The sequence below is a fragment of the Plantactinospora sp. BC1 genome (assembly GCF_003030345.1).
In the GTDB taxonomy this organism is placed as follows: Bacteria; Actinomycetota; Actinomycetes; order Mycobacteriales; family Micromonosporaceae; genus Plantactinospora.
In genome coordinates, this window is record NZ_CP028158.1 from 3823861 (window position 1) to 3849055 (window position 25195).

Here is a 25195-nt window from a genome sequence, read left to right on the forward strand (position 1 = left end):
ATGAACCGCAACACCCTTGGGATGAACGGAAACAGACAAACAGGCACGGCACACACACCGAGTGAAATAGGTTCACTACCGCCCGTGGATCAATAATCTCGAATTGACAACATCATCGTTAGAGGACCCTGAAGGCTGTTTCTGTACCACGCCAATCGCTAAGGTCGTGCGCTGTGCCGGCTGCGTCTTGCCGGTGCCTACGACGTCGGGGAGGCGGTTCTCGCAGGTCGAGCGCCACCCCATGGCGCCCCCGCTCGCCTCCCACCCGCGTCGTACCATGACGCCCTCATCTCTCAGGAGTACGCGTGATCCGTCCTAAGCTGTCGCTCCGGCGATCGGCTGCCGTCCTCGGGGCCGCCTTCCTCGGCCTCGGCGCGGCAGTCGCGATTGCGGCACCGGCCAGCGCCCACCACCCCGAGATCTACGGCAACTTCTGCGTCGTCAAGGGGAGCAACAACTACGAGTTCCAGTGGACGGTCGGCAACAGCGAGAACATCAAGGCTGAGGTCACCAAGGTCCGTCCCGGTCCGGCCGGCGACATCCGCGAGGGTGCCGAGCTGAACCCGCGGGGCGGCGCGCCGCTCACCGGCACCGAGACCCGCACGGCGGCCTCGAAGCAGCAGCTCAACAAGAACCTGACGGTCGAGGCCAAGTGGCGCCGGGACGGTCGGATCATCAAGGAAGAGCGCACGGTCGCGGCCAAGGACAAGGGCAAGTGCGACACCCCGCCCACCACGCCGCCGACCACCCCGCCGACGACTCCGCCGGCCACCCCGACCCCGGAGCCGACGCCGTCCGCGACGCCGACCCCGGAGCCGACCCCGTCGACCACCCCCACCCCGGAGCCGACCCCGTCGGTCACCCCGGAGCCGGTCGAGCCGGTGGGCACCTACGAGTCCACCTGTGACGAGCTGATCATCACGCTCGAGAACACCACCGACGCGGAGATCAGCGTCGTCCTCACCCCGAACGAGGGCGAGGCCAAGACCCTGACCGTGGCCCCGGGCGAGACCGGCAGCGTCAAGTTCCCGGCCGAGGAGGGCCTGACCGTCACCCCCAGTGGTGAGGGCCTGGAGGGCGAGCCGATCGTCTACGAGAAGCCGGAGGACTGCGGTGGCGGCGGCGGTGGCGAACTGCCGCTGACCGGTGCCGCTGCCGGTGGCATCGCGGGTGGCGCGGTGCTGCTGCTCGCCGCCGGTGTGGTGCTCTACATCGTGGCCCGCCGCCGTCGGGTGACCTTCACCGCCTGATCGGTAGCGACCGCACCAACTGAACCAACCGCCTGAGGGCGCGTCGACCGGAAACGGTCGGCGCGCCCTCAGCGTTTTTCGCAGGTCAGGGGGCGCGGTTGCGGGGTACCCAGTAGACGATGCGACCGGCCAACAGCGCCGGGTGTACGCCGGGTAGGTCTTGAATTGCCCTCGTGAGTTGGGCAGCGAGGTAGATGAGCAAGCCCGTCCGGTCGTTCCGGTAGACGTGCAGAAGCATCCGGCGGGCGATGGAGCACGGCCACTCGGCCCCACAGGCACGGCACCGGAACGACGGCCGCATCGGCGTATGGGGTCGGCGCGGGGCGTGCGGCCGGGTCATACCCGCTCGACGCCTTGGGCCGGCTCGACGTATCCGCTGCGGCGCGCCTGACCGTGCGTCAGCCCGCTCACCCGGCCGATCTCCCGGCAGCCGGTCGGGGAATTCCAGAGCGTGTGGCTGTTTCTCGGGCGGCGGTGGACCGGCGGGGACGGGACGTCCGAGGCCACGGCCGCAGGCACCCGAACTGCCTCGCGGTACGCGGTTCGGGTCAGTGGCGACACCTTCGGCGCGTACGGCATCGGAACCTGCTCGATGGCGTCCGGGCAGGTCCACCGGAATCCGCAGCGGCAGTAACGCCAGAAGCGGCGCCAGTCTCGACGGTGCGGCGGCCTGGGTCGTCGAAGACAATTCATGTCCCCTCCTCTACTGAAAGATGGAGGCGGGACGGCGCCAGACGCAGATGCTTCGAGCGCCACCCCGCCGGCAACCCCCGCCCGTCCGTGCAGATTGCGCGTTGGGTCCGAGCAGGGGTGCTTGCTACCACTCTGTATCTGCACGGTCTACGCTCGGGAGCCGTACCTGTGCCGCAACAAAGGTGCGGCAACCGGAGTGGAGATGAGAACCGGACCGGAACTACGGCAGGCACGGCGCGCAGCCGACCTCACACTCGCCCAGGTCGCGGGTCTCGGTGGCCTGTCCACAAGCCATCTGTCCCGGATCGAGTCCGGCGAGCGGCCCGTCACGCCAGCCACGATCGAGCTGTACCAACGGGCGATACGGCGGACGCTGACGGAGTCACCGTCGCCTACCGTTGACGACGTGAGACGCAAGGACTTTCTCGCGCTGACGGGCGCTACCGTCGCTGGCGCCGTCGCTGGCGCCCCACCGGTCGTTGACCTGGACGAGTGCGCCCAGTGGATCGCGTGGGAGATCTGGCGCGGAGACGGACGCGAGCTACCCGAGAGCTTGATACCGGCTGCCCTGCGACCTGCCACGGCTCAGCTCCTACAGCGTCGCCAACTCGTCCGCACCCCTGCGGGAGTCGTACGCTTCCCTCACCCGGGCCTACTCGATTTTCACCTGGCCTGCCGGGTCTTCGACGGCATCGCCACGGGCACGAGCGGACAGCTTGAGACCGCGCAAACCAGCCATGCGACCGACCTCGTGATCCGCGAGTTCGTCGAGCAGGACCCGGCCAGCGAAGCGACCCTCAGCCGCTGGATGAGCGGTGGCGCGACAGAGATACTGCGAGTGAACGCGGCCGGCATCCTGGCCAAGGTCGACGCGCCCGAGACGGCCGACCGGGTCATAGCGGCTCTGCGGACTGACGAGGCGATGCGCACGCTATACCTGACCGCCGTCGCGAGCCGGGTTCTCGGGCTGTCCTGGGCACTCGCGATCCAACTTGCCCAGGGGTCGACCGTCGTCGGGCCAGAAGCTGCACTGAAGCTCGCGGAAGAGCTACGCAATCCACGGGACGCGGCGGCCCGGTGGTGTAGCGCGGTGCTCCTGTACGGGGCCAACGCGACCAGCCGGGAGGCGGTAAAGGCTGCCGTCACCGATGCCCTGCGGACCGAGAGAGCAGCCGAGAACCTACGCACCATGGCGGCGCTCCTGGCGGGTGCGGACCCGATCACGACGACAGCAGAGAGGTCCCGATGATCCTCGTTTCCGTGCAGCCCGGCCAGGAAGTCATGACGACGCTGAAGGCCGAGCTTCAGGCACGTGGCGTCACGAACGGCGCGATCGTGTCGCTGATCGGGGCCGTCGAGGGCTGTGCGATCTCGACGATGGCGGCCGATGACTACTCCAAGGACATCGTCACGGAGTACGAGGAGCCGATGGAGCTGACCGGGACGGGCGAGGTCAAGGACGGCGAGGTGCACGTACACGTCGTACTCGGCCGGCAGGGCGACGAGGCGAAGGCCGGTCATCTGCACTGGGGCAGGGTCGAACACTTCTTCGTCAACGCCTACGTGTTGGCGCTGTGACGCTGGCTGACCGTCAGCCCTTCTCCAGGTATTCGGCGCGTTCCTCGTCGACCAGGGCGGCGACCGAGGCGGCCAGCGCCGGATGCCGGTCCAGTTCCGGATCCTCCTCGACCAGCGCGATCGCCTCGACCCGAGCGTCCCGGATCAGTTCCGCGTCACGCAGCAGCGAGAGCAGCCGCAGGTGCGAGCGCCGTCCGGACTGGGTCGCCCCGAGTACGTCGCCCTCCCGGCGCTGCTCCAGGTCGAGTTCGGCCAGCCGGAACCCGTCGGTGGTGGAGGCGACCGCGTCCAGCCGCTCCCGGGCCGGCGACTCCTCGACGGCCTCGGTGACCAGCAGGCAGAGCCCGGCCGCCGAACCCCGGCCCACCCGACCCCGCAACTGGTGCAGTTGGGAGACGCCGAACCGGTCCGCGTCGAGCACGATCATCACGGTCGCGTTCGGCACGTCGACCCCGACCTCGATCACCGTTGTCGCCACCAGCACGTCCAGCTCGCCGGCCGCGAAGGTGCGCATCACCGAGTCCTTCTCGTCGGCCGGCAGCCGGCCGTGCAGTACGCCGATCCGCAGCCCGTGCAGTGGGCCCTCGGCGAGCAGTGGAGCCACCTCGGCCACCGCCAGCGGGGGACGTCGGCCGTCCTCGCCGACCGCGCCGACCTCCTCGGCGGTCGCCGCCTGGTCGCCGATGCGCGGGCAGACCACGTACGCCTGGTGTCCGGCGGCGACCTCCTCGCGCAGCCGGCGCCAGGCCCGGTCCAGATAGGCCGGCTTCTCCGCCGCCGGTACGACGTGCGAGGCGATCGGCGACCGGCCGCGCGGCAACTGGGAGAGGGTGGAGATCTCCAGGTCGCCGTAGACGGTCATCGCCACGGTGCGCGGGATCGGTGTCGCCGTCATCACCAGTACGTGCGGCGGCTGCTCGGCCTTGGCGCGCAGCGCGTCCCGCTGTTCGACACCGAACCGGTGCTGCTCGTCGACCACCACCAGTCCGAGGTCGGCGAAGTCGACGCCCTCGTAGAGCAGGGCGTGCGTGCCGACCACGATTCCGGCCTCCCCGGCGGCGACGGTCTCCAGGGCACGCCGCCGGGCCGCCGCGCCGAGCGAGCCGGTGACCAGGGCCAGCCGGGTACCGTCCGGGTCGCCGTCCAGCTCGCCCCGTCGACCGAGCGGGCCGAGCAGGTCGAGCATGCCCCGGTAGTGCTGCGCGGCGAGTACCTCGGTCGGGGCCAGCAGCGCGGCCTGGCCGCCCGCGTCGACCACCTGGAGCATCGCGCGCAGCGCGCAGACCGTCTTGCCGGAGCCCACCTCGCCCTGGAGCAGCCGGTGCATCGGATGGGCGGTACCGAGATCGGCCGCGACCTCCTCGCCGACCGCGCGCTGCCCGGCGGTCAGCTCGTACGGCAACCGGGCGTCGAAGGCGGTCAGCAGCCCGCCCTCGCGGCGCGGCCGGGGCTTCGCCGGCCAGGCCGCCGCCCGGTGCTTGCGCTGCACCAGCGTCAGTTGCAGGGCGAACGCCTCGTCCCACTTCAACCGGTGCCGGGCCCGGTACAGCTCCTCCTTGCTCGCCGGCCGGTGGATCTCGCGCAGCGCGGTGGCGAGCCCGACCAGGTTCCGGGTGGCCCGCAGCGTCGCCGGCAGCGGGTCCTCCGGTGGGGTGACGGTGTCCAGCACCACCCGGACGCAGCGGGCGATCACCCAGGTCGGCACCGCCGCCGCGGCAGGGTAGACCGGGATCAGCGCGCCGGCGAACTCCTCGATCTCCTCGCCCAGCTCGCCACCGGCGCCGGGCTCGCCGCCGCCGGAGCCGTCGCCGAGCAGGACGTACTCCGGGCCGTTGAGCTGGCGCTTGCCCCGGAACTCGGTGACCTTGCCGGCGAACATGCCCCAGCGGCCGGGTTTGAGGTCCCGTTCCCGCCACGCCTGGTTGCCGAAGAAGGTGAGCGTCAGCACGCCGCCGGAGCCGTCCCCGACGGTCACCTCCAGCAGGTTTCCCCGGCGCTGGCGCATCGGCCGGACCGCCGTACGCTGCACCTGGCCGAGCACGGTGACCTGCTCCCCCACCTCCAGGGAGCGGATGTCGGTGTGCTCGCCCCGCTCGTCGTAGCGGCGGGGGAAGTGGTAGAGCAGGTCGCCGGCCGTGTGCAGGTCGAGGTGGCTGGCGAGCGCCTTCGCCGTCTTCTCGCCGACCAGCTTGCGCAGCGGCGTCTCCAGGTCGGCCGAGGTCGCTTCGGTGCCGGCCGAGGTCGGTCGGTTCGCAGTCATCGGCCCCCCACGAGCGCTCTCGTCCGGCTCCCCACCAGCACCGTCATCCAGCTCTCCACCAGCACCGTCATCCGACTCCCCCGGCACCCTCGGGCGACTTCCCCGGCACCCTCGGCCGACTTCCCCGGCATTCTCGGGCGGCTTCCCCGGCAGCGTCATTCGACTCCCACCAGCAGGGGATAGAACGGCTGGCCGCCGGAGTAGTGGTGCACCTCGACGAAGGGCCAGCGCCGGGTCAGGTGGGCCCGGAGGACCTCGGCCAGCTCCTCCGGGGCGTCGGCGCCGAGCAGCAGGGTGACCAGCTCACCGCCGCCGCCGAGCATCCGGTCGAGCAGCGCCGCGCAGGTCTGCACCAGGTCACCGCCGATCAGGTGCACCTCGCCGTCCACCAGCCCGAGCACGTCGCCGGGCTGGCAGCGCCCGGCCACCGTGAGCGCCTCCCGGGAGGCGTGGCAGACCTCGGCGTACCGGCAGGCGCCGGCCGCCTCGGCCATCGCGATCACGTCGTCGGCGAACCGGCGGGCCGGGTCCCGGACCGCGAGGGCGGCCAGCGCCTGCACCGGGGAGCGGGTCGGCACCACGCTCACCGATATCCCGAGCTGCTGCGCCTCCTCCGCCGCCACCCGGGCCACCGCCTGGGCGTTCGGGTCGTTCGGCAGCACCACCACCCGGGACGCGCCGGTCGACCGGACCGCCGCGAGCAGCTCTCCGGCGGACGGGTTGCCGTCCACCACGGTCGCACCCTCGGCGGCGAAGATCGCGGCCAGGCCGGGGCCGGACGCGACCACCACCGCCGCCCGTTCCGGCGCGTCCGGCTCGGGCTGCTCCGCCGGGGCCGCCGCCGGGAGCTGGTCCTCGAAGCGGGTGACCGAGATCTGGTACGGCCGGCCGGCCAGCACGCCGGCCTCGATGGCCGCCCCGACGTCGTTGACGTGTACGTGCACGTTCCAGGTCGACGGGCCGGTGGGCCCCGCCTCGTCCCCGACGACCACCAGCGAGTCGCCCAGCCGGGCGAGTTCGGCCCGGAGCCGGCGTACGGCCGCAAGGTCGGCGTCGAGCAGGAACTGCACCTCGTAGGCGTACTCGGTCGAGCCGGTCTCCCGGGCGGCCGCCAGCGGCCGGCGCGGCGGTGCCGGTGCGGCTTCCGGCCGCTCCGGCGCGGCGCCGGTGACCACCTCGACCAGCGCGTCCAACAGGACGCAGAAGCCGCGTCCGCCCGCGTCCACCACACCGGCCCGGGCCAGCGCCGGCAACTGCTCCGGGGTACGCGCCAGCGCCTCGTCGGCGGCGCTCGCGGCGGCCCGGGTCACCGCCGCGAGATCGTCGGTGCCGGCCCGTTCGGCGGCGGTCGCGGCGGCGGCGGCGACGGTGAGCAGGGTCCCCTCGACCGGCTCGGCGACCGCGCCGTACGCCGCCGTGCTGGCCGCCCGCAGCGCCGCCGCGAGCGCCCGGCCCCGGACCTCCGGGGTGCCGGCGAGGGCGTCGGCCAGGCCGCGCAGGATCTGCGAGACGATCACTCCCGAGTTGCCCCGGGCGCCGAGCAGCGCGCCCCGGGCCAGCAGCCGCAGCACCCTGACGTGCGCCGGCTGTCCCCCAACGTCCGGATCGTCCCGCTCCATCCGCAGCGCCTGCTCGGCCGAGGTCATCGTGAGCACCAGGTTGGTGCCGGTGTCGCCGTCGGGAACCGGATAGACGTTGAGCTGGTTGATCTCGTCCTGGTGCCGCCTGAGCGCGGCCAACCCGCCCGCACACCACCGGCGCAGGGCCATGGCGTCGAGGGTCTCCAGCACGGCCAGAAGCCTACTGGCGTACCCTGACGCCCCGCTGGCACCGCCGCACCACGAGTGGGACCGGGCAGGCGTCTCCGCCGCGCTCCTCCGGCATCTCCGGGCGTCTCCGGGCGTCTCCCGGGCGTCCGTCTCCCGGGCGTCTTCGGGCGGCTTGGCGGCCGGTCCGGACCGGCGGGAGCCGATTCGCACGGCGACCGGCGCATCGGGTACCCTGGCCAGGTTGCCCGGGCAGCACCCTGCCGGCAACCTGACGACGATCAATCCCAGGAGTATCCCGTGGCTAGCGTGTGCGACATCTGTGGCAAGGGGCCTGGCTTCGGCCACAACGTGTCCCACTCGCACCGGCGGACCAACCGTCGCTGGAACCCCAACATCCAGTCGGTGCGTACCCCGGCGGGTGGCGGCACGACCCGCAAGCTCAAGGTCTGCACCTCGTGCATCAAGGCCGGCAAGGTCGCCCGCGCCTGACCCACCCCTGGGCAGACCCTGAAGCACGGACAGCCGCCGGAGCACCGCTCCGGCGGCTGTCGCTGTCTGTACCAGCCCGGCCCCTGCCGGCCCCGGTCGGCGTCAGAGTCGGCGTCAGAGCGCCCGGCCGAACGAGAGGACGCCCGGCTCGTTCCGGTAGTAGCCGAAGTCCGGAATCCGCTGGTAACCGCTGCCCTGGTAGAGGGCGATCGCCTCGGGCTGCCGGTCGCCACACTCCAGGATCAGCCGGCGCCGCCCGTACTCCCGGGCGGAGCCCTCGACCGCCGACAGCACCCGGCGGGCTACGCCGCGACCGCGAGCCACCGGTGAGACGTACATCCGCTTGAGTTCGGCGACGTCGCCGGCCCCGTCGTGGGTACGCCAGCCGGCGCAGCCGACCGGCACGTCGTCCAGGTACGCCACCAGGAACGCCCCGGCGGGCGGCTCGAACTCGGTCGCCGCCACGGGTGTCTCGTCGCCCCCGCCGCCGTAGCGCTGCGCCAGGTCGGCCAGTGCGGCATCGACCAGCTCCCGGGCCACCGGGGAATCGTAGGGAACGACGCGAATGTCCAGCTCACTCACCCGGTGAAGGGTACGACCCGCACCCGGCCCCCACCGATCTGCCCCGGGCGTGATCACCGACACAGAAGCCGGCACACCGGACGCACCGAACGGCGTGAAGGACAGCGCACCGGACGGCGCGACCGGCACCGGTCAGCGGAAGTGGTCCCAGCCACCCGATCCCTTGTAGTCCCGCCCGTCCACGGTGACTCCGGCGCCGTGCACGACGTGCCCGATCAGCCGGAAACCGCCCGGCAGCGGCAGGTCCTCCGGGAACGTCGCCACCAGCGCGTGGTCGTCGCCACCGCCGAGGACCCAGGCCAGCGGGTCCACCCCGAGCGCGTGCGCGGCGTCCCGCATCTGCTCCGGCACCTCGAACGCGCCGCCGAGCAGGTCGATGCCGACCCGGCTGGCCGTCGCCACGTGACCGAGGTCGGCCAGCAGCCCGTCCGAGACGTCGATCATGGCCGTGGCGCCGAACCGGGCCGCCGACGGTCCCGCCGCGTACGGCACCTCCGGCCGCCGGTACGCCTCGACCAGTACCTTCGGGGTGCGGAACCCGCGCGACAGCACGGTGTAGCCGGCGGCGGCGTAGCCGAGCCGACCGGCGAGCGCGACGACGTCGCCGGCCCGCGCCCCGCTGCGTACCACCGGAGCCTGCCCGGCCAGGTCGCCGAGGGCGGTCACCGCGATGGTCAGGGTGGGGCTGGCCGACATGTCCCCGCCGACCACACTCGCCCCGACCTTGGCCGCCTCCGCCGCCAGGCCGTCGGCCAGCTCCTCCGCCCACTGCACCTCCAGGTCGGGCGGCATGCAGAGCGCGACGAGCAGCGCGGTCGGCACCGCGCCCATCGCCGCCACGTCGGCCAGGTTCGCCGCGGCGGCCCGATGCCCGATGTCCACCGCGCTCGCCCAGTCGCGGCGGAAGTGCCGACCCTCGACCAGTACGTCCGTGGAGGCGACCACCCGACCGTCGGGTGCGTGCACCACCGCCGCGTCGTCGCCGGGCCCGAGCAGCGTGGCGTGTCCGCTGCCCAGCCGGGCGGTGACCCGGGCGATCAGACCGAACTCGCCGGCCCGCGCGACGCTCACATCGACCCCCGGGCACGCTCGGCAGCCGGACCTGCCGGGCCGGTCGCCGGTCGCGGCCGCCGGTTTCCGGGTACCTCCGGAGCCGGCACCGCACCCGCACCCGGCCGGCCGATTCGATCGCTCATCGTGTCTCCTCCGACCACCGATCGGGATCCGCCCTGCTCCGTACGGTATTTTCACGGTCTAGCCGCTCGGCGGCGGACGGGAGGCGGGTCGTGGTCCAGGCGTACATCCTCATCCAGACTGAGGTCGGAAGGGCACGTGACGTGGCCGCGCACATCTCGGATATTCCCGGAGTCGTCCGCGTCGACGCCGTCACCGGCCCGTACGACGTGGTCGTGCTCACCGAGGCACACACCGTCGACGAGCTGGGCAAGATGATCGTCAGCAAGGTGCAGTTGGTGCCCGGCATCACCCGCACGCTGACCTGCTCCGTGGTCCGGTTGTAGATGGCGCGGAGCACCAGACCCAGCCAGCCGGAGGCGGCGACCACCGGGCCGGCGGACCGGCCGACCGGGGCCGGACCGGACCGGACCACCCGGCAGGCGGCGCTCTGGGCGACCGTGGTCGCCCTGCCGCTGACCGCCCTCGTCGCGGTGCTGGTCTTCGGCCAGCTCAGCCCGGATCCGGTCGCAAAGCCCGCTCCGACGCCGACCTCGGCCGCGCCGCAGGCGAGCACGCCGGTGCAGATGGCGGCCCCGGCCCTGGCCGAACGGCCGGCCACGGTCTGCCGGGCCCTGCTGTCACGGCTGCCGGCCACCCTCCGCAGCCTCGGCCAGCGACCGGTCACCGCCGGCCCGGAGCAGAACGCCGCGTACGGCGACCCGGCCATCACCCTCGCCTGCGGCGTGGCCCCGCCGGCCGTTCCGGACGTACCCGACCTGTGGATGGTCAACAACGTCTGCTGGCTCACCGAGCATCGCGACGGCGGCCTGGTGCTGACCACTGTGGACCGTGAGGTGCCGGTCCGGCTCAGCGTGCCGGCCGGGCAGGAGCAGACGGTGCAGTGGGCGGCACCGGTGTCGGAGTCCCTGGTCGCCTCCGTGCCGTCGTTGCCGCAGATTCCCAGCGGCTGCACCGGGGGCTGACCACCGCCACGAGCCGGCGGCACCCGGAGGGGCAGCGCCGGCCGCGCCCGGACGGGCAGCGAACGGACGCTGGTCAATGCAGACCGGTGCCTCGACGCAGCGCGGTCCGGATCAGCCGGTTCACCAGCTTCGGGTACTCCAGCCCGGTCGCCGCCCACATCTGCGGGAACATCGAGGTGGGTGTGAAGCCCGGCATGGTGTTGATCTCGTTGAGATAGACGTCCAGTTCCGGTGTGACGAAGAAGTCGACCCGGGCCAGACCGGCACAGTCCAGCGCGCTGAACGTGCGGCAGGCGTACTCCTGCACCTGCCGGGTCACCCGGTCCGGCAGCTCGGCCGGGATGTCGTAGTCGCTGGCGTCGAGGTATTTCGCCTCGAAGTCGTAGAAGTCGTGCTCGACCACCCGGATCTCGGCCAGCAGCGACGCCTCCGGGCCACCGCCGGCCTCGGCCTCCAGCACCCCGCACTCGATCTCCCGGCCGATGATCGCGGCCTCGACCAGCACCTTCGGGTCGACCTGCCGGGCCAGCGCGACGGCCTCGTCGAGGTCCGCCCAGTCGGAGACCTTGCTGATCCCGACCGACGAACCCGCCCGGGACGGCTTGACGAAGACGGGCAGCCCGAGCCGCTCCTTGTCCTCCTCGGTCAGGCTGACCCCGCTGCGCAGCACCGCGTACGGCCCCACCGGGATGCCCTCCGCGATCGCCAGCTTCTTGGTGAACTCCTTGTCCATCGCCGCTGCCGAGGCGAAGACGTTCGCGCCGACGTACGGGATGCCGGCCATCTCCAGCAGTCCCTGGATGGTGCCGTCCTCGCCGTACGCGCCGTGCAGCGCCGGAAAGACCACGTCGACCCCGGCGAGTGCCTGGGGCCCCTGGGCCGGGTCCAGCACCATCAGCCCGTCGCCGGTCGGGTCGGCCGGCAACACCACGGTCGATCCGGCGGCGGCGGTGATCTCCGGTAGTCGCCGGTCGGTGATGGCGAACTGGGCCGGATCACCGTCGGTCAGCACCCACTGACCCGCCCGGGTGATGCCCACCGGGACCACGTCGAATTCGTCCGGGTCGAGGGCGGCCAGAATGCTGCCGGCGCTGACGCAGGAGATGGCGTGTTCCGTGCTGCGGCCGCCGAAGACGAGGGCCACACGGGTCTTGCCTGGGGTGGTCACTCCGGTCACCTTTCGTTCGCGTCACCGCTGTGCGCTCATGTCACCGCTGGTCGCTGTCGTCGCTGGTCGCGGTCACACCGGGCGGGCACCGTCATTGGCAGACCCAACGGTGTTGCCGTCGCTCCTCGTGCGCTCACCGGGTGACCCTACTCTGCGTGGCCAACTCCCGGGTCCACACCCCTTTTCACCGTCGGGAAACCTCCGCCGCCGTGAGCGTGCCGAGCACAACGGGTAACCGGTGGCGTACCGATCCGCGAGGGTTCGCCGGGACCGGAGTTGCGGGTGTGTCGCCCCGGTGACGGGCGCCGTCTAGGCTGCTCGTCTTGTGACTTCCGATTCGGTTATCGACAGCCTGAGCGCGGCGGTCGGCGCGAGCCCGGACGACGTCCCGCTGCGGCTGCATCTCGCCGGGCTGCTCCTCGACGCCGGACGTCCCGCCGAGGCGATCGCGCACGTCGGGCAGGCGCTCGCCCGTAACCCCGCCGATCCCCAGGCACAGGCCCTGATGCAGCGGGCCCTGGGCGGCGGCACACCCGCGCCCGCCGCCGGCCGGCCGGTCTCCGGTACGCCAACCTCCGGTACGCCGGTCTCCGATGCGGCCTCGCCGGGCGCGGCGGCCGGTGCGGACGCCTCCGCCGGAGCGGTCGGCGGCACCGGGCCGGCAGCCGACCCACCACGCCCCGGCCAGCCGGGCGTACCGGGCCAGCCGGGCGCACCGGGCCAGCCGGGTGACGATCCGCTCGCCGCCTACGAGCAGGAACTCGCCGACGTCGTACCGCCGCGCTTCTCACCGGCCGGAGACCAGCCCGAGCCGGTGACCGGGGACGCCGACCGGATGTTCGACGTCGAGGTCTCCACGATCCGGCTCGGTGACGTCGGCGGGATGACCGAGGTCAAGGAGCGGTTGGAGCTGGCCTTCCTCGGCCCGCTGCGCAACCCGGAACTGCGCAAGCTCTACGGCAAGAGCCTGCGCGGCGGCCTGATGCTGTACGGCCCGCCCGGCTGCGGCAAGACGTTCCTGGCCAAGGCGATCGCGGGCGAGATGGGCGCCAAGTTCATCTCGCTCTCCATCGTGGACGTGCTGGACATGTGGATCGGCAACTCCGAGCGCAACCTGCACGAGCTGTTCCAGACGGCCCGGCGCAGCGCGCCGTGCGTACTCTTCCTCGACGAGGTCGACGCGCTCGGACACAAGCGCTCCAAGGTCACCTCCAGCGGGATGCGGACGATCGGCAACCAACTGCTGGCCGAACTCGACGGTGTGGAGGGCAACAACGAGGGCGTCTTCGTGCTGGCCGCCACCAACACGCCCTGGGACGTGGACCCCGCGCTGCGCCGCCCCGGCCGCCTCGACCGGGTGGTGCTGGTACTCCCGCCGGACGCGCCGGCCCGGACCTCGATCCTCGAGTACCACCTGCGGGAGCGGCCGATCGCCAACATCGACGTACGCCGGATCGTCGCCGCCACCGACGACTTCTCCGGCGCCGACCTGGCGCACCTGTGCGAGTCGGCCGCCGAGTACGCGATGGCCGACTCGATCCGGCGCGGCGAGGTACGGATGATCGAGCAGCGCGACTTCGACCGGGCGCTCAAGGACATCCGCCCCTCCACCAAGCCGTGGTTCGCCACCGCCCGCAACGTGGCGATGTTCGCCAACGAGGGCGGCATGTACGACGACCTCGTCGGCTATCTGAAGCGGCGGAAGCTGCTCTGATGACCGCCGGGGTCGACACCGGAGGGGGTGGGCCCAGCGACGGTGCGGCCGGGGACGGGACCGCACCGTCGGCCGGGGGCGGCTCGGGCGCGGACCCCGGGACGGCGCTGCTGGAGCGGGCGTTGCAGCTCGCCCAGGTGGGCCGGGTGAAGGCGGCGTACCCGCTGATCAACGAGGCGCTCCGGGCCGACCCGGGCGACAGCTACGCGCTCCAGGTGCTCGGCTACTGCTACCAGCGGGAGGGCCGCTGGGCGGACATGCTGACCGTGCTCGACATGGCGGCCCGGAGCCTCCCCGCCAGTCCGCAGGTGCAGCGGAACCGCTCCCTGGCGCTCCGCCAGCTGGGCCGGATTCCCGAGGCGCTCGCCGCCGCCGAGCTGGCCCGTACCCTCGATCCGGACGACGCCCGCAGCGAACTCGCCCGGGCCGAGGCGCTGCTCTGCGGTCGGGGTACCCGCACGGTGCTCGCCGCGCTGGCCGCGACCCGGCGGGCCAGGGAACTCGATCCGGAGAGTGTCTGGGCGCACGTCACCGAGGGCAGGGTGCAGCGCCGGATGGCCGAGTTCGGTCGGGCCCGGGCGGCGTACCTGGAGGCGCTGCGGCTTGCCCCCGACGACCCGCAGGCCCTGTATCAGTTGGCCACCTTGGACAGTGATCGGGGCCGGGCGGTGCGCGCCTCGCCGGTGATGGCCGGGATGCTCCAGACGGTACCCACCGATCCGGTCGCGATCCGGGCCGCCACCGGGAACGCCCGCCGGGCGCTCTGGCTGCTGACCGATCTCGGCTGCGTCGTACTCCTGCTCGTGACGCTCCTGGTGGGGACGTTGCAGGATGTGGTCGACTCCCGGCCGCTCGCCACGGCCAGCGGGTTGCTGGTGGTGCTGGCCGGCGCGGCCGGCGTCTTCGCGCTGCTGCGCTGGCGGTTCAACCGGCTCTCCGGGCCGACCCGCACGCTGGTCCTGGTCAACCGTTACCGGTTCTCCTTCGTCACCGCGCCGCTGCGGCTCGTCGCCCTGCTGCTCGGCATGCTGCTGATCACGCTCGACCCGCATCCGCCGACCGCTGTCGAGGTCGTCGGCGGGGCGTCGCTGATCGTGCCGCTGGTGACGCTGATCATCCGGTGGCGCAGCCGGGCCGCCGTCGAGGTGGGTCTGCTGGTCCGCCGCTGCTGGTTCCGGCTCCGCCGCCTCAACTCCGGCACCCGAACGCCGACCTGACCGGGCCCGAACGACGGCCCGAACGACGGCCCGAACGACGGCCCGAACGACGACCCGAACGACGGCCTGAGCGGGGGGCTCGGCGGTGGGACGGGTTCCGGGATCGGCGGCGGCTCAGCCGGCCAGTGATCGACGTCGGCCGACCGCGAGTACCTTGACCCGCTGCCGGCCCGCCCGCACCATGCCGAGGGCGGCGAAGGCGGCGGCGATCCGGTCCGCGGCCTCCCTGCTGGTGGCGCCGACGACCTGGCGGCGCCGCTCCGGCTCGATCCGCTCGTCCCGGCCCTCCTTGGTCAGTGGCCGCACGTCGGTGAGCACCACGAGGAACCGGGTCACCGTGACCGCCCCGGCCACCGTCGCGGATGGCTGCGCCGCCCGCGACCACTCCGAAGTCCGTGCCGGTCAGAGGCCACGGCGAGCCGCCTCCGGCTCGGCGGTCGTGCCGGCCAGCCCACCCCACCGGTCCCGGCACACGTAGGCCAGGTCGGCGTGGATCCACGCGTCCTCGTTGTCCCGCAACACTGGTCGCGCGCACCAGCGGCATCGGGAAACCCGAGGCCAGCACGGGGTCGCGGTCATCTGTCACCTCCAGGTCCGCTTGCTGGCGGGAGGGACACGGCGATCGGGTACGGGAAGGTCCGATCGCCGTGCGCCTCATTCCCCTTCGGTCACCCACAGCCACCGTCGACACGACCACCGGCGGTGAGGACGTGATGACAGATTGCCAGTTGTGAACGCGTGAATGCAACTCTCACGTACCTTCTCTCATGCACACATTCCCGGTTCCATGTGACAGGATCGATGCATGGCTCCGAAGTCGTTCCGCGCCCGCCGCCTCGGCATCGCCCTACGCCATGCCCGCGAGGCGGCCGGGCTCACCCTCGAACAGGCCGCCGACGAGATCAACAGCACCCGCAGCACGCTCTCGCGGTACGAGAACGCGCAGACGATGGTCAGCCCGGCCTCGGTACGCGCCCTGCTCACCCTCTACAGGCGGCCGGAGAGCGAACTGGAGGACATGGTGGCGCTCGCCAAGGAGGCCAGGAAGCAGGGTTGGTGGGTCCCGTACTCGTACATCCTGGACCGCCGCACCATCGACTTCATCGCCGTCGAGGCCGAGGCCACCGCGATCGCGAACTTCGAGCCCTCGGTCGTGCCGGGCCTGCTCCAGACCACGGAGTACATCCGGGCGATCATGCGCGGCGGCCCGCACACCCTCGGCGACGAGGAGGTGGAGCAGCGGGTGCAGATCCGGATCGGCCGGCAGGAGCGGCTGAAGGAGAGCGACCCGCCGATCTTCGACGCCATCGTCGACGAGGGCGCCCTGCTCCGCCCGGTCGGCGGGGAGGCCGTGATGGCAGCACAGCTGAAGAGCCTGCTCAAGATGTCCGAGCTGCCGAACGTCACCGTCCAGGTCATCCCGCTCAAGGCCGGCTACCACCGCGGTACCCGTGGCTCGCTGCACCTGCTCGAGTTCGCCGACCCGGAGGATCCGATCCTCGCCTCGGTGGAGACCGTCGCCGGACAACTGATCCTCGACCGGCCGCACGAGCTGCGCACCTGCACCAAGATCATGGAACACCTGCGGGCCGTCGCACTGAGTCCCGCGGAAAGCCGCGACACCATCAACCGCCTCCTGAAAGGACTGTGACATGTCACCGGAGACCACCGACCTGCTCGGCCGGGCCCCCTGGCGCAAGAGCAGCCACAGCGGAGACCAGGGCGCCTGCGTCGAGTTCGCCCTGCTCGCCGGGGCCGCCGACGACGTCGTGGCCGTCCGCGACTCCAAGGACACCACCGGGCCGGTGCTGATTTTCGCGCCGGCCGCCTGGACCGCATTCACCACCGCGCTGCCCGCCTCCCCCGTTCTCCCCTGACAGTGAGGATGTAGGAGCGGGTCACCCGGCCGGTCTGACTCAGCCTCTGACTGACCTTGGGTGTCTTCTAGGGGATTCGTCGGTCTGCCCGGGTGACCCGTTCCTGCACTCACCGACCGGGCGCTCGATCACCGCCCACTGCCGATCAGTCAGCGACGACTCGTACGCCGGTTTACAAACACAACGACACAGAAGTGATCTTCGTCCAAAGAGTCAGCAAAGGTCACGCCGAGGTATCACAACACTCTCTAAGAGGGGACCAGATGTCCCGCCAGGGAAACCGGCGGTGGTGGCCGAGCGGGGTGGAGAGCGGGCCGGCAGCGCCGGTGCAAGGAGGCAGCCGGGGCCTACTGATCACCGCCCGCACGACTCAGGATTCCGGTGCCGGCGCCGATCGGGGCAGCCCCGACGAGGTTTCGGCGGTGTCGCGCCACCAGCGACGCGACGCCAGCGCGGCCAGGCCGGCGCCGGCGGCGTTGAGCAGTACGTCGTCCACTGAGGACACCCGGTCCAGCCGCAGGAGGTACTGCGCGGCTTCGACCAGTACCGAGCAGCCCGCAGCGAGCGCCAGGATCCGCGGTACCGACGCCAGCGCCGGGAACCGCAGCGGGGCGAGGAAGCCCAGCGCCGCGAAGACCAGCAGGTTGCCGATCACCTGGCCCGCCGCGGTCAGCGGCCCGGCGGCGGCGATCGTGAACAGGTCGACCAGTGGTACCAGGCTCACCCGACCGGAGACGGTGCCGGCCCGGTCACCCGGCAACATGATCATCCATACCCACGGCACCGTGCCGTAGACGATGCCGACCTCGGCCAGCGACATCCGCCAGGCCCACGCCGGCTCGGTGCCGGCGGCCCTGCGACGGCGTGCCAGCGCCCACACCGTCAGCGCCGCCAACGGCAGTACGGCCACCGTGATGAGTACCACGCCGGTGAATGTGCCGACCCAGCCGTGCCAGCCCCTGAGCATGCCGCCTCCGCTTCCGTCCGACCGTGAAACTACCCGGCGCGCCTCCGGCGGCTGACCCGACCAACCGGCCGCCGGTCCGGGTCGCCTCGTCCCACATTGGGCTCTCGGGCCGCCGCCGGGAAACCATGACCGCTAACATTTGCTCTGCGATTGGCGTGTCCTTCGGCGCAATGCGCCGAATTGTCGGATGCTAGGGGCAGTACCGATCACCCAGGGTGGGTCGCATGGAACCTTTGGCCGAGACTGCTCACTTCGACCTTGTCGATCTGACCGGCGTGAGCCTGGCCAAGCTCAACGAGTTGCCGCAGACCGTCTTCGTCGGCTCGTTGCGGAGGATCCTCGAAGACATCGAAGAGCCCCACGACGTGGTGGCCGGGTGGAACTCGGCCATGTAGGTCATGCCGCCAGTGCCTCTTCCACCACCCGCCACGACCCGGCCGCCGGAGCCCGCCCGCTCCGCGCCGCCGGGCGCCGGCGCGGAGGGGCGAGGGGTGCCGTTCCGCGAGTACGTCGTCAAACTGCGGTCGCGCTGCAACCTCGCCTGCGACTACTGCTACATGTACGAACTGGCCGACCAGAGCGCCCGCAGCGCACCGGCGGTCATGAACAGCGCGGTTTTCGACCGCGTGTGCGAGCGGATCGCCGAACATGCCGACACGCACGGGCTGGCCGAGGTGCGGGTGGTGTTCCACGGCGGTGAGCCGATGCTCGCCGGCTCCGCACTGCTGGCCCAGTGGGCCGGCCGGCTGCGCGAGGCGTTGCCGGAGCGGATGGCCGCGCAGATCGCGGTGCAGACCAACGGCGTGCTGCTGACCGGCGCCGACCTGGATCGGCTCGCCGCCGCCGGGGTACGCGTCGGGGTGAGCCTGGACGGCGGTCGGGTCGCCAACGACCGGCACCGGCGCTACCGCAGCGGGCGCAGCAGCTTCCCGGCGGCGGACCGGGCCCTGCGGATGTTGCGCGCCCGGCCGGAGCTCTTCGCCGGCATCCTCTGCGTGGTGGACGTCGAGAACGACCCGGTGCACACCTACGAGGCACTCCTCGAATACGACCCGCCGATGGTGGACTTCCTGCTGCCGCACGCGCACTGGGACCGTCCGCCGCCCGGCTGGCGGCCCGGCACCACCCGCTACGGTGACTGGCTGGTCGCGGTCTTCGACCGGCAGTACGGCGCACCCGTGCAGGAGACCAGGGTGCGGCTCTTCGAGGAGCTGATCCGCCTCTCGTTCGGTGCACCCAGCCGCACGGAGACGGTGGGGCTGAGCCCCGTCGCCACCGTGGTGTTCAATGTGGACGGCGCATACGAGCAGGTCGACACGTTACGGTCGACGTACCCGGGCGCCGTCGGTACCGATCTGACCGTCTTCGCCGATCCGCTGGACGCCGCGATGCACCACCCCCAGGTACGCGCGCGCCAGGCCGGAGCGGCGGGACTTGCCGACGCCTGCCGGCGGTGCGCCGTGCACCTGGTGTGCGGCGGGGGCTACTACCCTCACCGCTACCGTGCGGCGTCCGGCTTCGCCAACCCCTCGGTGTACTGCTCGGACCTGGAGCGACTCATCCGCCACATCGTGGCGCGGCTCCGCAGTGATCTGACCGGCCTGAGGGATGGTACGAATGCACACGCATCACCTGGCTGACGCCGAACTCGACCAACTGGGCCGTGGTCTGGGCGACCCGGCGCTCATCGACCGGCTGCGCGCCGGCCAGCTGAGCAAGCGGATGCTGCACCTGCGGCTGCTGCTGGACGGCCTGCCGGAGCAGAGCCGCGTACACGAGCACTTCGCGCTCCTGGTCGCGGCGACCCGGCGCCGGCCCGAACTCGGATCGGCCACCCTCGCCCACCCGCACCTCGGTACCTGGCTGGCCGAACAGCTGCGGCGGCTGCACGGTGGCCGGGACGGCGCCCCCGCCCCGGCGGACGTCGACTATCTCGGCTGCGTGGCGGCGGACGCGGCGGCCCGGGCCGGCCTCGACTTCGAACTGACCCTCACCCCGCGCGACGGCGCACTCGTGCTGCCGGGCCGGGGCATGGCCCTGGTCGACCCGTCGGCACCGGCCGTCGTCCGCCACCGCGACGGCGTCCTGCGCATCGGTACGGTGACCGTCCCCGCCGAACCGGAGCGGGACACCGAGAACTGGTTGGCGGTGCGGACGCTGCGGGCCGAGAGCGAGGGACTGGGCATAACGCTGCTCCTGGACGACCTGGACCCGTTCCGGGACCGACACCAGCTCGGCGCGGCCACCCGGCTCGACGAGAAGGAGGTACGGCACTGGCAGACCGCGCTCACCTCGGCCTGGTCGATGCTCACCCGGCAGCACCGCCAGTACGCCGAAGGGATCGCCGCCGGCCTGACCACGGTGGTGCCGCTGGACGCGCCGCACAGCACTGCCGGGGTGAACGTGACCAGCCTGGAGGCCTTCGGCGCCACCGCGATGACCCGACCCGCCGACGGGATCGCCCTCGGGCTCGGCCTGGTACACGAGTTCCAGCACGCGAAGCTCGGTGCCGTACTCGACGTCGTCGAGCTGTACCAGCGGGACGAGCGGCCCCGCTACTACGCACCCTGGCGCGACGACCCGCGCCCGCTCGGCGCCGTCCTCCAGGGCGTGTACGCGTTCCTCGCGGTCACCGACTTCTGGCGGGTCCAGCGCACCGTCCTCACCGGCGGCCCGGCCCAGCTCGCGGAGGCCGAGTTCGTCCGCTGGCGGGACCGGGTCTGGCGGACCCACGACACCCTGGTCAGGGCGGACCGGTTCACCGCACCCGGGCGGCGGTTCCTCGCGGCGATGCGAGCGGTGCAGGAGCTGTGGTGGAGCGAGCCGACCTCGCCGCAGGCGCAGCAGTTGGCCCGCGACGCCGCCGCCGATCACTGGGTGGGCTGGCGGCTGCGCAACCGCCGGCCGGATCGGGCCGCCGTGCTCCGCCTCGCCGACCTCTTCGCCGACGGGGAGCCGTGCCCGGCCCGCTGGGTGGAGGTGCGCGTCGAACCCCGGGCGGAGCGGCTGCTCACCTTCAGCGCCCGGCTGGACCTGATCCGGCTCGGGCTGACCGACCCGGCGCGGTTCGCCGAACTCTGTCGGGAGCCGGACCCGGGCTTCTCCGTCGGCGACCTCGCGCTGGTCGGCGGCGACCTGGCGGCGGCCCGGGACGCGTACCGGGCGCAGATCGCGGTCGGCGAGGACCCGCTGGACGCATGGATCGGACTGACCCTGGCGTGCCAGCGCGACGACCGGTACCCGGTGCGGCTCGACTCCCCCGAACTCTGTCTCGCGGTGCACACGGAACTGCGCCGCCGGGGCCGCGAGGCGGACCCGCTGGAGCTGGCCCGCTGGCTGGAGCCGGTGACCTGCGACGAGGACGGCGCGGGCGAGCGGACCTGGGGCCCGCTCGTCCAGCCACGCCGTACGCCGGTCGCCGCTACGTCGGAGGCGGCTCCAGATCGCAGTTGAGCCGGTTCTCCTCGGCCAGCGCGACGGTGTTGGGATGAGTGTCGCCGAGGACCCGACGAAACGCGGGTAGCAGCGAGCGGCGCAGCTCCTGTGCCGCCGACCGGTCGCCGTCGGCGGTGAGGCTGGTCGCCAGGTTGTTGGCGACCGCCAACGTGTCGGGATGGTCCGGGCCGAGAAGTTGCCGGAGCCGTTCGTAGTCCTGCTCGTCGGTGCGGCGGGCCGCCGCGTAGTCGCCCTGGTGGTAGAGGCAGTTGCCGAGGTTGATCCGGGCGGCCAGCGTGTACGGGTGGTTCGCCCCGGCGACCGCGGTGAACCGCTGCACCATGTCCTTGTTGAGCTCGTACGCCCCGGCCGTCTCCCCGGTCTTGCGGAGGAAGATCGCGACGTTGCTCCCGTACGCGAGCGTGAAGAGGTGGTTGTCGCCCATGATCCGCCGGTACCACTCGTAGACCGGCTGGGCGCGGCGCAGCGCCGCCTCGTCGTTACCGAGGGCGGAGTCGTCACAGGCGAGGTTCATCGCGCAGGCCTGCACGTCGGGATGGTCGGGGCCCTGGAAGAGTCGCCGCGACCGGGTCAGCGTCTCGGCGCTCAGGGCGTGTGCCTGCTCGAACTCCCCGATCTTCCGCAGTGTCACGGCGTAGTTCTTGATCGCCCGCAGCGTCTCCGGGTGCTCCTCGCCGAGCACCTCCCGGTGCGCCTCCACGGTCTGCTCCAGCACCCGGCGCGATTCGCGCAGCTCGCCGGTGTCGCGCAGGTCGCGCCCGTAGTTGCCGGCGCTGTAGAGCGTGTTGGGGTGCCGGTCGCCGAGTACGGCTCGGCGCCGGTTGAAGGTGTCCTCGTCGAGTTGCAGGGCCCGGCGCAGGTCGCCGACGAGTCGCAGCGACACGGCGAGGTTGTGTGCCGCGTTCAACGCCAGCGGGTTGAACTCGCCGAAGACGTCCCGGGCCAACGGCTCGGTCTGCTCGTCGAGGTCGCGCGCCTCGACGAAGCGGCCCAGCGCGCGGAGGTCACCGGCAAGGCTGCCGGCCGCCATCAGCGTGTAGGGGTGGTCGCCGCCGAGGGTACGGAGCAGCCGCTGGTGCACGTCCTGGTCGATCTCGTGCGCCGCCGGGTACTGCGCCCGCAGCCGCAGCGCGTTCGCGAGGTGGAAGCGCATCAGCAGCGTCTGCGGGTCGTCCGCGCCGAAACGCTGCTGCCACTGGGCGATGCTGGCGGTGGCCAACTCCTCGCAAGTGGTGTAGTCGACGCGTTTCCACAGGTAACGGGCCATGTCAAGGAGCAGTTGGCGCACCTCGGGCTGCTCGGAGTCCATCGTGCCCGGCGGCACGATGTGCGGCCAGAGGTCCGAGTAGAGGCTCCAGTTCTCCGGGCGGTCCGGGTCCTTCCGGTTCGCCGCGGCGAGGATCGCGTGGACGTGCTCGCGGTTGCCGGCCGCCTCCTCGGACGGTAGCGAGGCCCGGATCACCGCCTGGACCAGCGGGTGCAACTGGATGCTCGTCTGCCCGGAGTCGTCGGATTCGCCGCCTCGCCGCCGCTGGTCGACCCGTACGCCGGACCGCCCGGCCTCGATACGGGCCAGCGCGTACCGGCCGACCTCCCGGATCGCCCGCGCCATCAGCACCGGATCGCGCAGCGTCGGGTCGTACGGCACCAGTACCGAGACGAACCGTTCGCTGTATACCAGCCACATCGGGATCGGCTCGGCGGCGAAGAACGCGCAGACCTCGAGCAGCTTCGCCGAGGCGGGGCTCCGCTCGCGCAGACTCTCCAGCGAGACCAGCCACGGCTGCGCGCCGGTCTCCTGGTAGTCGGGTGGCAGCTCCTCGGAGAGCATCTGCGGCAACTGGCGTTCGAGCCGGTCCAGGTACTGCTGCACCGGCTCGACGGTGGTGGCCAGCCAGGCCCCGGCCTGCTCGACGGCGAGCGGCAGGTCGCCGAGGCGCTCGGCGACCACGGAGGCCTCGGACTCGGAGAGATGCTTCGCCCGCCGACGCAGGAAGGCGATGCTCTCCATCCGGCTGAAGACCCCGACCTCCACGGTCTTCGCCTTCTCGGCCCACGCCTGGTTACGGGTCGTCACCAGGGTGTGTCCGGGACCCTGCGGAAGGATCTCCCGCAGCTCGGCCGGATCCTCCGCGTTGTCGAAGACGATCAACCACCGCCGGTACGGCTGGCCACGGCGGAGCGCGTTCAGCACGTCGGTCACCCGCTCGGAGACGCTGCTGCCGGCCGCCACGCCGAGCTGCTCGGCGAGTTCCGCCAGTGAGGCGCGGACCACGCTCGGCTGCCGGGCGGAGATCCACCACACCACGTCGTAGTCGGCGCGGAACCGGTGCGCGTATTCCAGGGCGGTCTGGGTCTTGCCGACGCCGCCGAGGCCGTGCAGCGCCTGCGGCATCACCACGGTCTCCGCGGCCGACAACCGGTTGCGAATGTCCTCCAGTAGTGCCCGGCGGCCGGTGAAGGCGACGTTGCGCGGGGGTACGTTCCAGATCGGCGGCTCGGAGTTGGGGAAGCGGTGCCGTTGCGCGGCACCCGCCTCGGGTAGGGACTCGTCCCGGCGCCGCGGCCGGGGCCGGTCGAACGCCTCCATGAGCTGCTCGCGGGCCCGCTCCTCGCCCAGCCCGGCGAGCTCGATCGGGTCGCGTTCGACGAACGGCACGGGCACCCGGGCGTTGTCGAGCCGGACCGCGACGAGGTAGCGGCGGCTGTCCATCGGCTCCCGGTCGATGGTCTTGTTCCACAGCTCGGCGGCGTTGGGGGACTGCACGTAGTCCTGGGAGAGCAGCACCATGATCTGCCCCGCGCCCTCCGGCCCGCTGACGTCCGCCTCCGCGCCGACGGAGGAGAAGTCCACCTCCCGCATGACCACCCGCAGGCCGGTCTCGGTCAGCTCACCGGCGATCCACTCCGCCCACATCCGGTCGACCGCCGCGTAGCTGATCAGCAGGTCCGTGCCGGTGCCGGCGCGTACCCGCTCGAAGGCCGGCAGCCAGCGTCGGCGCTGACGCTCCTCCATCGGGGTCAGCTGCGTCACGCGGCCGTTGCTGAGTTCCCGGGTCAGCCGCTCGTACGCGGCCAGCAGGGTGCCCTCCTGTCGGGGCCGGTCCCCGAACGGCGCGAGGATCTCCTCGTAGGCGTAGAAGGGCTTGTACGGGATTTCGATGTCACCCCAGTACCGGTCGCTCTCCTCGGCGGTCAGCCGGGGCAGGAAGGGCGCGAAACTGCGCCGGGCGTGGTCCCGGCCGGCCTCGAGCTTGACCTGCTCGGCGTCCTCCACCCGCATCGGCACGGGCAGCAGCCGGATCGCCCCGTCGTCGCGCTGGCGCATGATCGAGCGGGCCACCGCGACCGCACCGTCGATGCTCTGCTCGTTCATCGTGAAGGAGGCGACCACGGTGTCGGGCAGCCGGATGGTGCAGATGCCGGCGCCGTCACCGACCCCGGTGCGGCTGTCGACCAGCACGTAGTCGTAGTTGTCCCGCATGCTCCTGGCGAGCGCCGCGAGGAAGGCGTTCCCGCCGAGCCGCTCGAAGAAGGCGGACCAGTCGAAGGTGCCGACCGCCGTCGTGTACGTCGGATCCTGCCGTCCGGCGGGCAGCAGGTCGAGAAAGCCGGCCTTGCGGCGCGCTCCGCCCGGCCCTGGCGGCGGCTCGAAGTTCCAGTCCAGGGAGACCGCGTAGCGCAGCACGTCGGCATAGGTCGAGACCCAGTCCGGGTCCTCGTTGTCGGCGGGTGATTCGAGCATCGCGTCGGCGTAGTCGCGGACCATGTCGATCACCCCGCGCGACGATCGCAGGTGTTTGTCGAGCAGGAAGGGGTGGAAATAGCGGTGCAGGCCCGGCGATTCCAGGTCCCAGTCGACGACGAGGACCCGCTGGCCGGCGCTGGCGAGGATCCAGGCCACATTGGCCAACGCCATCGTCCGGCCGGCACCGCCCTTGTAGGAATAGAACGTGATGATGCTGCCGGAAGGCTTCGGACCGGTCTCCGGCGTGGTCGTGTTCGCGGATGTCACC

The 25195-nt window shown here is 72.0% G+C and carries 21 protein-coding genes and 1 pseudogene; 14 read left to right on the forward strand and 8 right to left on the reverse strand.

What is annotated here, in order from left to right; genetic code table 11:
- Positions 1 to 305 precede the first annotated feature (305 nt).
- From C6361_RS16530 to C6361_RS16550, 4 genes and pseudogenes are all read left to right on the forward strand, one after another.
- The gene (locus tag C6361_RS16530; RefSeq protein ID WP_107268265.1) at positions 306 to 1250 is read left to right on the forward strand and encodes a cell wall anchor protein; all 945 of its coding nucleotides are present in this window, start codon (positions 306 to 308) and stop codon (positions 1248 to 1250) included.
- A gap of 895 nt (positions 1251 to 2145) precedes the next feature.
- A pseudogene (locus tag C6361_RS39220) lies at positions 2146 to 2313 on the forward strand (helix-turn-helix domain-containing protein); the annotation flags it as partial.
- Positions 2314 to 2349: 36 nt separating this feature from the next.
- On the forward strand, positions 2350 to 3192 hold the full coding sequence (locus C6361_RS16545) for a hypothetical protein (protein WP_234359527.1): 843 nt from the start codon (positions 2350 to 2352) through the stop codon (positions 3190 to 3192).
- Positions 3189 to 3521 (forward strand): PCC domain-containing protein, encoded by a 333-nt coding sequence (locus C6361_RS16550; RefSeq protein ID WP_107268269.1) that lies wholly within the window; start codon positions 3189 to 3191, stop codon positions 3519 to 3521. The genes C6361_RS16545 and C6361_RS16550 overlap by 4 nt, the downstream gene beginning before the upstream one ends.
- A 13-nt stretch (positions 3522 to 3534) precedes the next feature.
- On the opposite strand, the gene recG is transcribed toward C6361_RS16550, so the two are convergent.
- Together recG and C6361_RS16560 are read right to left on the reverse strand one after the other, a co-directional pair.
- Positions 3535 to 5781: an ATP-dependent DNA helicase RecG gene (recG, locus tag C6361_RS16555; RefSeq protein WP_107268270.1), complete on the reverse strand. Its 2247-nt coding sequence runs from the start codon at positions 5779 to 5781 to the stop codon at positions 3535 to 3537.
- A 155-nt stretch (positions 5782 to 5936) separates the two neighbouring features.
- On the reverse strand, positions 5937 to 7571 hold the full coding sequence (locus tag C6361_RS16560) for a DAK2 domain-containing protein (protein ID WP_107268271.1): 1635 nt from the start codon (positions 7569 to 7571) through the stop codon (positions 5937 to 5939).
- Positions 7572 to 7847: 276 nt separating this feature from the next.
- Here C6361_RS16560 and rpmB point away from each other — a divergent pair, with 276 nt between their 5' ends.
- Entirely contained in the window at positions 7848 to 8039 is a 192-nt protein-coding gene (gene rpmB / locus C6361_RS16565; protein ID WP_101370273.1) for a 50S ribosomal protein L28, read from the forward strand.
- A gap of 114 nt (positions 8040 to 8153) precedes the next feature.
- Here the strand turns inward: rpmB and C6361_RS16570 are convergent, their stop codons facing one another.
- Both C6361_RS16570 and C6361_RS16575 read right to left on the reverse strand, forming a co-directional pair.
- Positions 8154 to 8621 carry a GNAT family N-acetyltransferase gene (locus C6361_RS16570; protein WP_107268272.1) on the reverse strand — a complete coding sequence of 156 codons (468 nt, stop codon included), beginning with the start codon at positions 8619 to 8621 and terminating at the stop codon, positions 8154 to 8156.
- A gap of 132 nt (positions 8622 to 8753) precedes the next feature.
- The gene (locus C6361_RS16575; protein WP_107258409.1) at positions 8754 to 9692 is read right to left on the reverse strand and encodes a thiamine-phosphate kinase; all 939 of its coding nucleotides are present in this window, start codon (positions 9690 to 9692) and stop codon (positions 8754 to 8756) included.
- Positions 9693 to 9907: 215 nt separating this feature from the next.
- On the opposite strand from C6361_RS16575, the gene C6361_RS16580 reads away from it, so the two are divergent.
- Together C6361_RS16580 and C6361_RS16585 are read left to right on the forward strand one after the other, a co-directional pair.
- On the forward strand, positions 9908 to 10141 hold the full coding sequence (locus C6361_RS16580; protein WP_101370271.1) for an Lrp/AsnC ligand binding domain-containing protein: 234 nt from the start codon (positions 9908 to 9910) through the stop codon (positions 10139 to 10141).
- Complete coding sequence (locus tag C6361_RS16585) at positions 10142 to 10780, forward strand: DUF3515 family protein (protein ID WP_107268273.1); 639 nt, start codon at positions 10142 to 10144, stop codon at positions 10778 to 10780.
- A 73-nt stretch (positions 10781 to 10853) separates the two neighbouring features.
- Here the strand turns inward: C6361_RS16585 and C6361_RS16590 are convergent, their stop codons facing one another.
- Entirely contained in the window at positions 10854 to 11948 is a 1095-nt protein-coding gene (locus tag C6361_RS16590; RefSeq protein WP_107258407.1) for a D-alanine--D-alanine ligase family protein, read from the reverse strand.
- Between the two features lie 325 nt (positions 11949 to 12273).
- Here C6361_RS16590 and C6361_RS16595 point away from each other — a divergent pair, with 325 nt between their 5' ends.
- On the forward strand, positions 12274 to 13662 hold the full coding sequence (locus C6361_RS16595) for an ATP-binding protein (protein WP_107268274.1): 1389 nt from the start codon (positions 12274 to 12276) through the stop codon (positions 13660 to 13662).
- Positions 13662 to 14879 carry a lipopolysaccharide assembly protein LapB gene (locus C6361_RS16600; RefSeq protein WP_107268275.1) on the forward strand — a complete coding sequence of 406 codons (1218 nt, stop codon included), beginning with the start codon at positions 13662 to 13664 and terminating at the stop codon, positions 14877 to 14879. The genes C6361_RS16595 and C6361_RS16600 overlap by 1 nt, the downstream gene beginning before the upstream one ends.
- 114 nt (positions 14880 to 14993) lie before the next feature.
- Here C6361_RS16600 and C6361_RS16605 read toward each other — a convergent pair whose 3' ends face one another.
- Positions 14994 to 15215, reverse strand: coding sequence for a hypothetical protein (locus tag C6361_RS16605; RefSeq protein WP_101371954.1), 222 nt, complete (start codon positions 15213 to 15215; stop codon positions 14994 to 14996).
- 469 nt (positions 15216 to 15684) lie between these two features.
- On the opposite strand from C6361_RS16605, the gene C6361_RS16610 reads away from it, so the two are divergent.
- Complete coding sequence (locus C6361_RS16610; protein WP_107258404.1) at positions 15685 to 16530, forward strand: helix-turn-helix transcriptional regulator; 846 nt, start codon at positions 15685 to 15687, stop codon at positions 16528 to 16530.
- 1 nt (position 16531) lies between these two features.
- On the forward strand, positions 16532 to 16756 hold the full coding sequence (locus C6361_RS16615; RefSeq protein WP_107258403.1) for a DUF397 domain-containing protein: 225 nt from the start codon (positions 16532 to 16534) through the stop codon (positions 16754 to 16756).
- Between the two features lie 370 nt (positions 16757 to 17126).
- Here C6361_RS16615 and C6361_RS16620 read toward each other — a convergent pair whose 3' ends face one another.
- Positions 17127 to 17723, reverse strand: a complete 597-nt coding sequence (locus tag C6361_RS16620) for a VanZ family protein (protein ID WP_107268276.1) — start codon at positions 17721 to 17723, stop codon at positions 17127 to 17129.
- Between the two features lie 233 nt (positions 17724 to 17956).
- Between C6361_RS16620 and fxsA the strand changes: the two genes are divergently transcribed.
- The 3 genes from fxsA to C6361_RS16635 all read left to right on the forward strand — a co-directional run bounded on the left by fxsA (position 17957) and on the right by C6361_RS16635 (position 21176).
- Positions 17957 to 18118 carry an FxSxx-COOH cyclophane-containing RiPP peptide gene (fxsA, locus tag C6361_RS16625; RefSeq protein WP_159104861.1) on the forward strand — a complete coding sequence of 54 codons (162 nt, stop codon included), beginning with the start codon at positions 17957 to 17959 and terminating at the stop codon, positions 18116 to 18118.
- Between the two features lie 96 nt (positions 18119 to 18214).
- Positions 18215 to 19363 (forward strand): FxsB family cyclophane-forming radical SAM/SPASM peptide maturase, encoded by a 1149-nt coding sequence (locus C6361_RS16630; protein ID WP_234359528.1) that lies wholly within the window; start codon positions 18215 to 18217, stop codon positions 19361 to 19363.
- Positions 19341 to 21176 (forward strand): HEXXH motif domain-containing protein, encoded by a 1836-nt coding sequence (locus C6361_RS16635; protein ID WP_159079350.1) that lies wholly within the window; start codon positions 19341 to 19343, stop codon positions 21174 to 21176. The genes C6361_RS16630 and C6361_RS16635 overlap by 23 nt, the downstream gene beginning before the upstream one ends.
- On the opposite strand, the gene fxsT is transcribed toward C6361_RS16635, so the two are convergent.
- On the reverse strand, positions 21145 to 25194 hold the full coding sequence (fxsT, locus tag C6361_RS16640; protein WP_159079351.1) for an FxSxx-COOH system tetratricopeptide repeat protein: 4050 nt from the start codon (positions 25192 to 25194) through the stop codon (positions 21145 to 21147). The genes C6361_RS16635 and fxsT overlap by 32 nt on opposite strands.
- Position 25195 lies beyond the last annotated feature (1 nt).